We start from the raw sequence: 14027 nt of genomic DNA on the forward strand, positions 1-14027 counted from the left end.
TTGGTGCAGCCCTATTTCTAAGGAATGGATTGATAGTGAAACATACGGTAAAGGAGGGTGAAATATGAGGTCTTTAAATGATCCAGTGACGATGTTAGCCGGTGTGGGAGCAAAAAGGGCGGATAGTCTTGCTAGTCTGGGAATCCAAACCATCGAAGACCTATTGACCTATTATCCTTTTCGCTATGAAGACATTCAAGAAAGAAATTTAAATGAAATACTTGATCAAGAAAAAGTGACTTTAAAAGGCCTGGTTGTTTCACCACCAGTAATGAGTCGCTTTGGATACAAAAAGAATCGACTCCAATTTCGTATGATGCAGGATCATGCTGTTTTCAATGTTTCTTTTTTCAATCAACCATATTTGAAAGATAAAGTGATCTTATCCGAAGAAATTGCTGTCTATGGAAAATGGGATGCGAAACGGAAGTCATTAAATGGTATGAAAATTTTGGGTTCTCAAGCGGTGGATGATTTTTCTCCAATCTATCATGTCAATAAATCAATCCGTCAAACAACTTTAGTCGATTTGATTCGAAGAGGGTTCGAAGAGTATGGTGATTTGATCGAAGAGAATCTTCCCAATGGATTAGTTGAGAAATATCGACTGTTGGATCGGCCAACAGCTGTTAAGAGCATGCATTTTCCGAAAAATCATGAAGAAAACCATCAAGCAAAACGAAGAATTGTCTTTGAAGAATTCTTTTTATTTCAAATGCGACTTCAAGGGCTTAAAAAATCGGAAAAAGCAGAAACAAATGGCATTGAAATTTTATATGACATCCAGCGCTTGAAACAATTTATTCAAAAACTACCTTTTGAATTGACGGATGCCCAAAAAAGAGTCACGAATGAAATTTGTCGTGACTTAAGAAGTCCGCAACATATGCAACGCCTATTGCAAGGTGATGTAGGTAGCGGAAAGACGATTGTTGCAGCAATTGCCTTATATGCGGCGGTCACTGCAGGGTTTCAAGGCGCATTGATGGTACCAACTGAAATTTTGGCACAACAACACATGGAAAGCCTTCTTCAATTATTTGATGCGCAAGAAGTTAAACTTGCTCTGTTAACGGGTTCGACGAAAGCCAAAGAACGAAGAGAACTACTCGAATTGCTGGAACAAGGAGAAATCGATATCGTTGTCGGTACCCATGCGTTGATTCAAGAAGGAGTCGAATTTCAACACTTAGGTTTAGTTATTACGGATGAACAACATCGTTTTGGTGTGAATCAGCGAAAAGTACTCCGTGAAAAAGGCTGGCGTCCAGATGTTTTATTTATGACAGCCACACCAATTCCTCGGACTTTAGCGATTACTGCATACGGAGAAATGGATGTTTCGGTAATTGACGAACTTCCAGCTGGCCGGATTCCAATAGAGACGAGATGGGTTCGTACGCCACAATTAAATAGTGTGTTAGATTGGACATGGAAGGAACTGGCGAAAGGACATCAAATGTATGTCATTTGCCCGTTGATTGAAGAGTCAGAAGCATTAGACGTTAAAAACGCTGTTGAAATTTATGAAAAATTAAGTGCGCTTTTTGCGCCTCAGTATGAAGTCGGATTGTTACATGGTAAAATGAAGAACCAGGAAAAAGAAGCAATTATGGAAACATTTAAAGAAAACAAGATGCAAATCTTGGTTTCAACGACGGTCATCGAAGTGGGTGTAAATGTTCCGAATGCTACAGTCATGTTGATCATGGATGCTGATCGTTTTGGATTAGCACAGTTACATCAATTACGTGGACGTGTTGGACGTGGTAGTGATGCTTCTTATTGTGTATTGGTAGCTAATCCTAAAAATGAATTAGGGATTGAGCGAATGAAAATAATGACAGAAACGAACAATGGCTTTATTCTAAGTGAGAAAGATTTAGAGTTGCGTGGACCAGGAGAAGTATTTGGTTTTCGCCAATCAGGCTTACCGCAATTTGCAATTGCTGATCTTGTAACAGATAGTAATATATTAGAGGTAGCTCGTGATGAGGCACAAAAGCTATGGCAGTTAAAGGATTGGCAACTATTGCCAGAATACCAACATTTGGTCCGCAGTTTAGACTTGGAAAATCAAGATAATCGTTATTTTGATTAATAGACTGTGCTATACTTTATAGTGATGATAAAAAAGGAGTGGAAATAATGAAAATTGCCGTAGATGCAATGGGTGGAGATCACGCACCACAAGCCATTGTGGAAGGTGTGGCTTTAGCTCAAAAAGATTTCCCAGATGTGGAATTTATCCTTTATGGTAAGGAAAATGAAATAAGAAAATATCTAACAACAGAACACAATGTGACGATCATTCATACAGATGAAAAAATCGATAGTGATGATGAACCAGTTAAAGCCATTCGCCGTAAGAAGAATGCTTCGATGGTTTTGGCAGCACAAGCTGTCAAAAATGGTGAAGCAGACGCGATTTTTTCAGCGGGGAACACTGGCGCATTATTAGCAGCTGGACTCTTTATTGTTGGTCGTATCAAAAACATCGAACGCCCTGGTCTGATGTCTACTTTACCGGTAGTCGGTCAACCCAATGCAGGGTTTGATATGCTTGATCTAGGTGCAAATGCTGAAAATAAACCGGAACATTTATTACAATATGGAATCTTAGGCTCATTTTATGCAAGAAAAGTCCGAGGAATCGGTAGACCTCGAGTTGCTTTATTGAATAATGGGACGGAAGCAACAAAAGGAAGCGAATTAACTAAAAAAGCTTTCGAATTACTTCAAAATGAAACCAGTTTGAATTTTATTGGAAACGTTGAAGCGAGGGAACTATTGAACGGGGTAGCAGATGTTGTTGTAACCGATGGATTTACAGGCAATGCAGTATTGAAATCCATTGAGGGAACAGCAATGAATCTGATGGACCTTTTGAAAGCTGCCATTTTAAATGAAGGATTTAAAGGAAAAATGGGCGCACTATTGTTGAAAGATGGGTTACGTTCATTAAAATCAGAAATGGATTATTCAAAACATGGCGGAGCAGTTCTTTTTGGATTAAAGGCACCAGTCATCAAAACTCACGGTGCGACTGGACCAGATGCAGTGAGACATACCATCAGACAAATCCACACTATGTTGGAAACCAATGTGGTAGGGCAGTTAGTTGAACAATTCGAAAAACCTGCAGAATAATGTTTCTGTTTGCTCGTCGACGACCCTATAGAAAAAAAGGTGGACAATCTTAGAAAATGTCAGTAAAATTAGCCTTGGTGAAGGAAATCGGCAATTTTGATAATTGTTGGAGGTGAAAACATTGTCACGTGAAGAAGTATTTAATAAAGTAGCGAAAATTATTTCAAATCATTTTGAAATTGATACAGATAAAGTAACTGATGAATTAAATATCAAAGATGACCTAAAAGCTGACTCAATCAGCATCATGGAATTTGTTTTGGAACTTGAAGATGAGTTTGGAACAGAAATTTCTGACGAAGATGCAGAACAAATTGAAACAGTTGGTGGGGCAGTTGACTACATCAGCAATCATCTTAACTAATCATCAGCATGAAAGTGAGTAAAGATCAATCGGATCTTTACTCACTTTTTTTTTAATTTTTCAAGTGATTTATCTTTATTTTAAATAGATTTTTCTGACAATTCTGGCAACTGACTGAAATTTTCTTGCATTGTAGAGGGGTTTTATATATAATTATTAATAATATATTGCACTATCCTTAGAATAACGCTTATTATAAAACGTTTTATTCTGTGGGATATCATTTTTTATTAAGAAAACTTCCAACCAGGGAGCAGAGAGGGGTATTCGATTGTCAGATAATCAACTATTAGATGTTCAGAACCTACATACAGGCTTCCGTCTTAAAGATGAGTATTACGATGCAGTAGATGACGTTTCTTTTACATTAGATAAAAACGAGATCTTAGCAATCGTTGGAGAATCTGGTTGCGGGAAAAGTACATTAGCGACTACTATTATGGGGTTACTTGATCCAAACAACACAAAGATCACAGGCGAAATTTTATATAATGATTTAAACTTGATTGAATTGAATGAAACTTTGTATAACAAAATCCGCGGGAATGATATTGGGATGATTTTCCAAGATCCGTTATCTGCGTTAAACCCTTTGATGCGTATTGAAGATCAAATTAAGGAAGGGTTATCTTATCATACCAAAATGAACGCTGAACAACGGCAAGCTCGTGCCTTGGAATTGTTGGAGCAAGTTGGGATTCCTAATCCTGCCAGAGTCGGACGACAATATCCCCATGAATTATCTGGGGGGATGAGACAGCGGGTAATCATCGCCATTGCGATTGCGTGTAAGCCACCGATTGTTATTGCGGATGAGCCAACGACAGCGCTAGATGTAACGATTCAAGCGCAAATCCTTGATTTATTAAAAGACTTACAAGAAGAAACCAAAACAGGAATCATTCTGATCACGCATGACTTAGGTGTCGTGGCAGAAATGGCTGATCGGGTAGCGGTAATGTATGGCGGTCAATTTGTTGAAGTAGCTGGGGTCAAAGAACTTTTTGAAAATCCTAAACACCCTTATACCCGTTCATTGTTGAACTCTATTCCTCAAGAGGGGAACCATGAAGCTGAGCTCCATGTGATTGAAGGCGTTGTTCCTTCTTTGAAAAATATGCCACGAACTGGTTGTCGCTTTGCTCCTCGGATTCCTTGGATCCCAGCCAGTGATCACGAAGAAAACCCTGTCCTTCATGAAATTGCTCCGAATCATTTGGTTCGTTGCTCTTGCTACAAACATTTCCACTTTAGAGACGAAAAAGGAGAGGTGTAGATGACAGAATTAATTACAATCAGCGATTTGAAAGTACACTATCCTATTCGTAGTGGATTCTTTAATCGAGTAACGGATCATGTATATGCAGTAGATGGTGTCGACTTCATTATTGAAAAAGGAAAAACGTATGGCTTAGTCGGAGAATCTGGTTCTGGTAAATCAACGACAGGGAAAGCAGTCGTTGGATTAGAAAAAGTGACTTCAGGACAAATCATTTATGAAGGTAAAGATGTCACTAAAAAAAGTAACCGACAAAAAATTGGCTATAACAAAGATGTTCAAATGATCTTCCAAGACTCAATGTCCAGCTTGAATCCTAAAAAGCGAGTATTGGATATTATTGCAGAACCGATCCGTAACTTTGAACGCTTGAGTGATCAAGAGGAAAAGAAAAAAGTGAAAAATCTACTGGATATCGTAGGGATGCCGGAAGATGCGCTGTATAAATATCCGCATGAGTTTTCAGGTGGACAGCGTCAACGTTTAGGGGTTGCACGTGCAGTTGCGACAAACCCAAAACTCATCGTAGCAGATGAACCAGTTTCTGCATTGGATTTATCCGTTCAGGCGCAAGTATTAAATTTCATGAAACGAATCCAACAAGAATTTGGTTTAAGTTATTTATTTATTTCTCATGACTTGGGAGTCGTGAAACATATGTGTGATAATATCGCAATTATGTATAAAGGTCGATTCGTTGAAATTGGTACACGAGAAGATATTTATAATGATCCACGTCATATCTATACGAAACGTTTACTGTCTGCTATCCCTCGGATTGATGTCGAAAATCGGGAGTTACACAAAGAGAATCGACGAAGAGTGGAACGTGAGTACATCCAAAATCAAAAGGAGTACTACGATGCAACTGGTCGAGTGTACGATCTCCGTACGATCACACCGACGCATAAAGTAGCGTTGAAAGATGGAGGTGCCAGCTAATGTGGAAAACGATATTACGACGTGTATTATTAATGATCCCACAAGTTATTATTCTTAGTATTTTGATCTTTATGTTGGCAAAAGCGATGCCTGGAGATCCTTTTACCGGGTTGATCAACCCCAACCAAGATCCAGCAGTCATCGAGCAAATGAGACAGGCAGCTGGTTTGAATGATCCTTGGTATGTCCAGTATTTCCGATGGATTGGGAATGCGTTACAAGGAGACTTCGGTCAAAGTTTCTTATACAAACGTTCAGTTTCTGATTTGATTGGTGAGCGTATCGTCAATACTCTTTACTTGTCGATCTTAACAGTTATCATTACTTATTTGATTGCTGTACCACTAGGTATGTTGGCGGGCAGATACCAAAACTCATTTTTGGATAAAGCTGTTGTAATCTACAATTTCTTTAGTTTTGCTGTTCCGTTATTTATCTTTGGATTGATTATGTTATTTGTATTTGGTTATCGTCTAGGTTGGTTCCCAACCAGCGGCTCCCAGACGTTAGGAATCCAAGGGGGCTTTTTCACCCAGTTGATTGATCGCATGAAATACATCATTTTACCATCGATCACTCAAGCCTTTTTAGCTACAGCTGTAACGATCCAGTATTTACGTAGCGAAGTCATTGATTCAAAATCTTTAGACTTTGTGCGAACTGCCCGTTCAAAAGGGGTACCAACCAATAAAGTATTTAGTCGTCATATTTTCCGAAACGCGGCATTGCCGATGGCTTCACAAATGGGTTATGAAATTACTTCCTTAATTGCTGGTTCAGTAGTTATTGAAAAGATTTTTGGCTACCCAGGAGTCGGTAAATTGTTTATTGATTCGATCGGACAACGTGACTATACAGTTATTACCTCCTTAGTATTGATTTTAGGAATTGCGACGTTGATCGGAACCTTGCTTTCAGATATCATCATGAGCATTGTTGATCCACGTATCCGTATCCAATAAAATTCAATCAGAAAGGAGAAAAGACAAATGAGTGATAAAAAGAAAGACGTTGTGCAAGAAAGTATCCCGCCAATGGGGTTACGAATGATTGCCCGTGAATTTAAAAAAGATAAAATCGCCATTTTTTCATTAGGCTTACTCGTTATTTTATTGTTAGTTATCTTTATCGGTGCGTTATTTACAGACCAAGATAAAGTAATGTATGTCAGCATCTTTGATAAATATGCAGCTCCAGGTGCTATCTCTACCGAGGGGACAAAATTTATTTTAGGAGCAGATGAAGGTGGTCGGGATGTTTTAGGACAACTGATTATCGGTGCAAGAAACTCCGTCACCATTGGTTTTGCAATCACAGTCATCACTTCGATTATCGGGGTTGGACTAGGGATTATTTCTGGGTTTTATGGGGGGATCATCGATAACATTTTGATGCGTATCGTTGACTTCATTATGATTTTACCGATTATGTTGATTATTATCGTATTTGTATCGATTATCTCTAGATATAATGTTTGGTCGTTCATCTTCATTATGAGTGCATTTTATTGGGTTGCTAAAGCTCGATTATTCAGAAGTAAAACTTTATCAGAAGCAAGGCGTGATTATGTGAGTGCTTCAAAAACAATGGGAACAAGTGATTTTAAAATCATGTTCCGTGAAATCATGCCTAACTTAAGTTCATTGATCATTACCAACTTAACGATGAACTTTGCAGCAAATATTGGGATCGAGACCACTTTGACTTTCTTAGGGTTTGGCTTACCAGCAAATGTTCCTAGTTTAGGAACGCTAATCGGTTATGCCAGCAACGGTGAGGTTTTAGTGAATCGACAATGGATCTGGTTACCTGCGTCAATTCTAATTTTAGTATTGATGTTGAGTATAAACTATGTTGGACAAGCGTTTAAGCGTTCTGCCGATGCACGCCAACGATTAGGTTAAAGAAGAAAGCAAAGGGGGAAATAAGGAATGAAGAAATCAATTTTAGGCGTTGTTACACTTTTTTCAGTAATGGCATTAGCTGCTTGTGGAAGCGGCGGAGGTTCTAACTCTTCTGGGAGTTCAGCAAATAACGGTGAGAAGAAGGAATTAACATTTCCAATCTCAACGAAAAATGATAAAGATGCAATAAAAGATGGCGAATTGGAGGCTGCAGTAGCAACCGATAGTCAATTCAAAGGATTGTTCCAATGGGAATTTTATCAAGATTCTTACGATGCAGCATTTATGGCACCTTCTCATGAAGCACTATTTACAAATGATGCGGACTTCAAGATCACAAATGATGGTGCAGCGAGTTTAGATTTAGACCAAGAGACGAAAAAAGCAACGATCAAAGTAAAAGACAATGTAAAATGGTCAGATGGTAAAGATGTAACCGCAGATGACGTGATTTTCCCTTATGAAATTATCGGTAACAAGGATTATACAGGTATCCGTTATGATGATAACTTCCGAAACATCGTTGGGATGGAAGAATACCATAGCGGTAGCGCTCCGACAATCTCAGGTATCAAAAAAGTGGACAATAAGACAGTTGAAATCGAATATAAAAAAGTGGAACCAAGTATGCTTCAATCAGGTGGTGGGATTTGGGCATATGCAGCTCCAAAACACACACTTGAAGGTGTAGCAATCAAAGACATGGAATCAAGTGATCAAGTACGTAAAAATCCAGTGACTTTTGGTCCATATTACATGAGTAATATCGTTGCAGGAGAATCAGTAGAGTATCTACCAAATGAATATTACTGGAATGGCAAACCACAATTGAAAAAAATCACGATGAAATCATTGCCGATTGCTAGTGCAACAGAAGCTTTGAACTCAAAACTTTATGACATGATTTTCCAAATGCCTACAGATACGTATGACACATATAAAGATGTCTCAGGTTACACAAACTTAGGACGTGAACAAACATCATACACTTACTTAGGCTTCAAATTAGGTAAATGGAATGCTGAAAAGAGCAGTGTCGAATACGATCCAAATTCTAAAATGGCAGATAAATCATTGCGACAAGCAATGGGTTATGCATTAGATAACGATGCAGTAGGGGAACGTTTCTATGCAGGGTTAAGAAGCAATGCTACTTCATTGATTCCTCCTGTATTTGAATCATTCCACGATGACGATCTAAAAGGATTTACGCAAGATATCGATAAAGCAAACAAATTATTGGATGATGCTGGCTATAAAGATGTAGATGGTGATGGGTTACGTGAAGATAAAGACGGAAATAAATTAACGATCAACTTTGCTTCAATGTCAGGTGGCGAAACAGCGCAACCATTATCTGATTACTATGTGCAACAATGGAAAAAAATCGGCTTAGATGTGAAATACACGACTGGACGTTTAATCGAATTTAACTCATTCTACGATAAATTAGAAAATGACGATCCTGAAATTGATGTATATCAAGCAGCTTGGAGTACAGGAACTGATCCAAATCCAAACGGACTATGGGGACCAAATGCAGCATTCAACTACACTCGTTTTGAATCAGAAGAAAATACGAAATTGATCAATGATATCAATTCAAGTGAAGCATTTGATGCAGATTACCAAAAAGAAGCATATAAAAAATGGCAAGCATATGCATTTGAAGAAGCTTTCGCAATTCCAACATTGTTCCGTAATGAAGTACTACCAGTGAGCGATCGTACTAAAGATTGGGATTGGTCATATGATGCACCAAATCCATGGGCGAAAGTAACGGTAACAGCAGAATCACGTTCTTAAAATAAGGACATACATGCCGTTTAGCGAAAGTAATGAATGAATCTGGCAATGAGAAAGACCTCCCAAACACGGAAACGGTTTGGGAGGTCTTTTCGTATAGCTGGCAACTTTTGAATACTATTTATCAAATCAATCAAATGATCAGCTAATAAATTCTTTAATCGAAAAAATCATTGGATCCTTGAGGTTTATTAAACCTTTACTTACCTTTTGTCGGAACCATTTCAAATTTAGACAAAAACCAGTATAATAAGGAAGTATTGAAAAAATATCCATAAAGGAATGTGAAAAATGGACAATCAGCTGACAAATGAATTAAAAGAAAAGTATACTATCGTTTTTCACGATCTCAATCTACTTGAACAAGCTTTTACCCATTCATCCTATGTGAATGAGCATCGCAACCTTCAACTATCAGATAACGAACGATTAGAATTTTTAGGAGATGCCGTATTAGAATTAATGGTTTCAGAATATTTATATCGTTTATATCCAGATATCCCAGAAGGTAAACTAACAAAGACACGTGCGGCGATCGTTCGTGAAGATAGTTTATCCAAGTTTGCCAAAGAATGTGGATTTGATAAATATATCATGTTAGGTAAAGGAGAAGAAAATTCTGGGGGAAGAACCAGACCAGCTCTTCTTTGTGACTTATTTGAAGCCTTTCTAGGTGCTTTGTACCTTGATCAAGGGTTTGAAGCAGCCCATGCCTTTCTTCAAACAGTTGTCTTTCCAAAAGTCAAAGCAGGTGCTTTTTCACATGAGATGGATCATAAAACGAAGTTGCAAGAAGTGTTGCAAAAATCAGGTGATGTATTTATTGAATACCGATTAATAAAAGAGGAAGGTCCGGCACATGAACGGATTTTTTGGATCGAAGTCTATGTAGATGACAAGTTGATTGGGACTGGGCAAGGAAAATCGAAAAAACTAGCAGAACAAGCTGCTGCAGAAAATGCACTGGCAGCACTGTAAAAGTAAGTGAGGGAACGCTTCGTGTATTTAAAACGAATTGAAATAGCTGGATTTAAATCCTTTGCAGATAAAACAGTGATTGATTTTGAAAATAGTGTGACAGCCGTCGTTGGACCAAATGGGAGTGGCAAAAGTAATATCACTGAAGCAATCCGCTGGGTTTTAGGCGAGCAATCTGCTAAGAGCCTTCGAGGTGGGAAAATGCCCGATATTATTTTCGCTGGTTCAGACTCTCGTAAGCCTTTGAATGTGGCAGAAGTTACAGTACTTTTGGATAATACCGATCATTATTTACCATTGGATTATCAAGAAATCAGCGTGACTCGTCGCTATCGACGAACAGGCGAAAGTGATTTTTTTATCAATAAACAACCTTGTCGATTGAAAGACATCCAAGAACTGTTCTTAGATTCAGGTTTAGGAAAAGAATCGTTTTCGATCATTTCACAAGGGAAAGTAGAAGCAATTTTTAGTAGTAAGCCAGAAGACCGTCGGGGAATATTTGAAGAAGCAGCAGGTGTATTAAAATATAAACAACGCAAGAAAAAAGCGGAACAAAAGTTATTTGAAACAGAAGATAATCTTAGTCGAGTGCAAGACATTATTTACGAGTTGCAAGAGCAATTAACACCTCTAGCTGAGCAAAGTGAAATCGCTAAGAAATTTTTGCAGTTAAAAGAAGAATTAACCCAAACGGATATAGCGTTGATGATTACAGAGATCAACGTAGCGAAAAAAGAGTGGGAAGAAAAACAAACTCAGCTGACACAATTCAATCAAGAGCTGACAAAATTAGCGACACATATCCAATCGCAAGAAGCCGTGCTATCAGAAAAAAGAAAGCAAAACGCCAAAAAAGACCGTCAAATTGAAAAAGGTCAACAAAGTCTGTTGGCATTGTCTGAAAGATTAAAACAAGCAGAAGGGCAAAAAGATGTCTTAATAGAGCGGACAAAGCATACACAAAAGAGTACGCAAGAATATCAGGCTTCTTTGGCCGAGGCGCAAAAGAAAGTAGCGCATTTTGAGGAACTTCAGGAAAAATTGACAAAAGAAACAACTGAAAAAGAAACAGAAATCCAAGAAGCACAACAACAGTTGATGAAGACACAACAAGAATTGGAAAAATATCAAAAATCAACGAAGGAATTATTATCTGAATTACGAGATCAATATGTTGATTTGATGCAAGAACAAGCGAATGTCGGAAATGAATTGAAATATCTTGAACGTCAATATTTACAAGAAACGTCCAAAAGTAAACAAACATTAGCGAAGCAATCAGAAGTAGAAGCCTCTGTCTTGGCGTTATCCTCTCAAAAACAGGAACTATCTGAAAAACAAGCAAATCTTCAACAAGCTTTAGTTAAGAACCAACATGAGTTGGAAGAAGTTCAAACAAAAGGGAAAACAGTACAAACTAAATTAACCAATGAACAACCTAAAATGTACCAATTGATGAACCAAGTCCAACAATTAAAGGCACGCCAAAAAAGTTTACAAGAAATCCAAGAAAACTATTTTGGTTTTTACCAGGGCGTTCGGTTAGTTTTACAACATAAACAACAATTATCTGGTATCGTAGGTGCAGTCGCTGAGTTGATTGATGTACCTAGCTCTTTTACCCTTGCAATCGAAACAGCTCTAGGTGGAGCAGCGCAACACGTCATTGTTGAAAACGAACACGATGCACGTCAAGCAATCACTTATTTGAAAAAGCAAAGAGGGGGTAGAGCGACCTTTTTACCGTTAACAACGATTAAACCTAGACAGTTACCTGCGCACGTTCTTTCGCAAGCAGCAGCGGTAGATGGGTTTTTAGGTATTGCAAGTGAACAGGTGACATTCCCTGCAGAAGTTCAAACCGTGGTCCACAATTTATTGGGAACGATCTTATTAGCGAAGGATTTAACTAGTGCCAATGCTATTGCTCAGACCATACGATACCAATACCGAGTAGTGTCTCTGGAAGGAGACGTGATGAATGCTGGTGGTTCCATGACGGGTGGAGCAAATAAACGGGGGAATCAAGGCAGTCTCTTCTCTCAAAATCAAGAATTGAAACAGCTGACAGCAGAATATGAACAAGCAGATCAGCAGTTGCAAAATCAAGAAAAAATTGTTCAAGAACTACAAACCAAAGTCGCTGACTTGAGCCAAAAACAAGAAAAGTTGCGTACGCAAAATGAACAATTACGGTTTGAAGAGCAGGAAATAACGAATCAACTGCAAAATATCACGAATGACTTAGCACGCTTTGAAAAAGAAAAGCAACTCTCAAACTTTGAAACGAGAGAATTGCAACAATTCATCGAAACATATCAAAAACAACAAGCAGAGTTAACGGCAAGACAAAAGGAAATCGAACAACAACGACAACAAATCGATGAAGAGATCAAATCACTGAACCAAGAAAGTGATCAAATGGAAAAAAAACGATCACAAGTCCAAGCACGAAAAGCACAGGAACAAGCAGATTTAGCTGTCTTGAAAGAGCAATTCAATCATTTACAGATCCAATTACGTGGAGCACGTGTTCAAAAAAATGAAGCACTTGAACGTCAGACAAGTTTAGAGCAACAATTAGCAACATTGACTGCAGATTTTTCTGATCATGAAATCACTGAAGAAAGTTTAGCGAGCCAAATCACGGAACTTGCGCAACAGCGTGAAGAACTGCAAGCAGAACTAGTGGCAGTGAAGGAACAACGAGAACGTACGCAAAAAGAAATCGATCAGCTTGAAACAGTACTTGCTGAAAAAAACCAACAACAAAAGCAACAGCTAACAGAACAATCGAAACTGGAAGTGCAAAAAGACCGTGCAGAAATGTTGTTGGATCATCAGCTGAGCTATTTGCAAACGGAATACCAAATCAGCTTTGAAAAAGCTGTCACTGATTACCAGCCAACTTCCGATATTGTAAGTAGTCGCACGAAAGTAGCAGTCTTAAAAGAGCAGATAGCAGACCTTGGACCAGTGAATATCCGTTCGATTGAGCAATTTGAGCAAGTGAATGAACGACATACGTTTTTAGCCACACAACGTGATGATTTGTTATCTGCAAAGAACCAATTGTTTGAAACAATGGAAGAAATGGATGCTGAAGTACGGGCTCGCTTTAAAGAAGTCTTTGAAGCAATCAGGCAAGAGTTTAAAGTAGTCTTTCCTAATATGTTTGGTGGCGGTCGCGCAGAATTGGTATTGACTGACCCATCGGATCTATTAAAAACAGGGATCGAAATCGAAGTGCAACCACCGGGCAAGAAATTACAAAGTCTGAGCTTGCTTTCTGGCGGAGAAAGAGCATTAACTGCTATCGCCTTGCTGTTTTCAATCATCCGAGTTTGTCCTGTTCCATTTTGTATTTTAGACGAAGTAGAAGCTGCGTTAGATGAAGCAAATGTGAAAAGATTCGGACGTTATTTAAGTGATTTCCAAGATGACACTCAATTCATCGTGGTCACACACCGAAAAGGTACCATGGTAGCTGCCGATGTTTTATATGGAGTAACCATGCAAGAATCAGGTGTTTCAAAAATTGTGTCTGTCCGTATGGAAGATATCAATGAAGAAGGAAAAATGGAAACGAAGGTGTAAGGAA

The 14027-nt window shown here is 38.5% G+C and carries 10 protein-coding genes; all 10 read left to right on the forward strand.

Annotated features, from left to right (window positions below; all coding sequences use genetic code 11):
• The first annotated feature begins 64 nt into the window (after nucleotides 1-64).
• The 10 genes from recG to smc all read left to right on the forward strand — a co-directional run bounded on the left by recG (nucleotide 65) and on the right by smc (nucleotide 14023).
• Nucleotides 65-2101, forward strand: coding sequence for an ATP-dependent DNA helicase RecG (gene recG / locus IGL28_RS00520; RefSeq protein WP_034698627.1), 2037 nt, complete (start codon nucleotides 65-67; stop codon nucleotides 2099-2101).
• Between the two features lie 47 nt (nucleotides 2102-2148).
• Entirely contained in the window at nucleotides 2149-3150 is a 1002-nt protein-coding gene (gene plsX, locus IGL28_RS00525) for a phosphate acyltransferase PlsX (RefSeq protein WP_010720421.1), read from the forward strand.
• A gap of 121 nt (nucleotides 3151-3271) precedes the next feature.
• Entirely contained in the window at nucleotides 3272-3514 is a 243-nt protein-coding gene (acpP, locus tag IGL28_RS00530; RefSeq protein WP_010720420.1) for an acyl carrier protein, read from the forward strand.
• A gap of 271 nt (nucleotides 3515-3785) precedes the next feature.
• On the forward strand, nucleotides 3786-4790 hold the full coding sequence (locus tag IGL28_RS00535; protein WP_010736807.1) for an ABC transporter ATP-binding protein: 1005 nt from the start codon (nucleotides 3786-3788) through the stop codon (nucleotides 4788-4790).
• Entirely contained in the window at nucleotides 4791-5735 is a 945-nt protein-coding gene (locus IGL28_RS00540; RefSeq protein ID WP_010720418.1) for an ABC transporter ATP-binding protein, read from the forward strand.
• Nucleotides 5735-6697, forward strand: a complete 963-nt coding sequence (gene opp4B, locus IGL28_RS00545; protein WP_010720417.1) for an oligopeptide ABC transporter permease — start codon at nucleotides 5735-5737, stop codon at nucleotides 6695-6697. The genes IGL28_RS00540 and opp4B overlap by 1 nt, the downstream gene beginning before the upstream one ends.
• Before the next feature lie 27 nt (nucleotides 6698-6724).
• Complete coding sequence (locus tag IGL28_RS00550) at nucleotides 6725-7639, forward strand: ABC transporter permease (protein ID WP_010720416.1); 915 nt, start codon at nucleotides 6725-6727, stop codon at nucleotides 7637-7639.
• Nucleotides 7640-7666: 27 nt separating this feature from the next.
• Nucleotides 7667-9445: an oligopeptide ABC transporter substrate-binding protein gene (locus IGL28_RS00555; protein ID WP_010720415.1), complete on the forward strand. Its 1779-nt coding sequence runs from the start codon at nucleotides 7667-7669 to the stop codon at nucleotides 9443-9445.
• 291 nt (nucleotides 9446-9736) lie between these two features.
• Nucleotides 9737-10423 carry a ribonuclease III gene (rnc, locus tag IGL28_RS00560; RefSeq protein ID WP_010720414.1) on the forward strand — a complete coding sequence of 229 codons (687 nt, stop codon included), beginning with the start codon at nucleotides 9737-9739 and terminating at the stop codon, nucleotides 10421-10423.
• Nucleotides 10424-10444: 21 nt separating this feature from the next.
• Entirely contained in the window at nucleotides 10445-14023 is a 3579-nt protein-coding gene (smc, locus tag IGL28_RS00565) for a chromosome segregation protein SMC (RefSeq protein ID WP_081128360.1), read from the forward strand.
• Nucleotides 14024-14027: the final 4 nt, after the last annotated feature.

The organism is Enterococcus sp. AZ077 (assembly GCF_051714965.1).
GTDB classification, from domain to species: Bacteria; Bacillota; Bacilli; order Lactobacillales; family Enterococcaceae; genus Enterococcus_B; species Enterococcus_B hirae.

What these genes read in the sequence shown, in the direction of transcription:
- opp4B (WP_010720417.1), top strand. Translation starts at nt 5,735, where the DNA reads ATGTGGAAAACGATATTACGACGTGTATTATTAATGATCCCACAAGTT.
- IGL28_RS00540 (WP_010720418.1), top strand. Translation starts at nt 4,791, where the DNA reads ATGACAGAATTAATTACAATCAGCGATTTGAAAGTACACTATCCTATT.
- rnc (WP_010720414.1), top strand. Translation starts at nt 9,737, where the DNA reads ATGGACAATCAGCTGACAAATGAATTAAAAGAAAAGTATACTATCGTT.
- IGL28_RS00555 (WP_010720415.1), top strand. Translation starts at nt 7,667, where the DNA reads ATGAAGAAATCAATTTTAGGCGTTGTTACACTTTTTTCAGTAATGGCA.
- recG (WP_034698627.1), top strand. Translation starts at nt 65, where the DNA reads ATGAGGTCTTTAAATGATCCAGTGACGATGTTAGCCGGTGTGGGAGCA.
- IGL28_RS00550 (WP_010720416.1), top strand. Translation starts at nt 6,725, where the DNA reads ATGAGTGATAAAAAGAAAGACGTTGTGCAAGAAAGTATCCCGCCAATG.
- plsX (WP_010720421.1), top strand. Translation starts at nt 2,149, where the DNA reads ATGAAAATTGCCGTAGATGCAATGGGTGGAGATCACGCACCACAAGCC.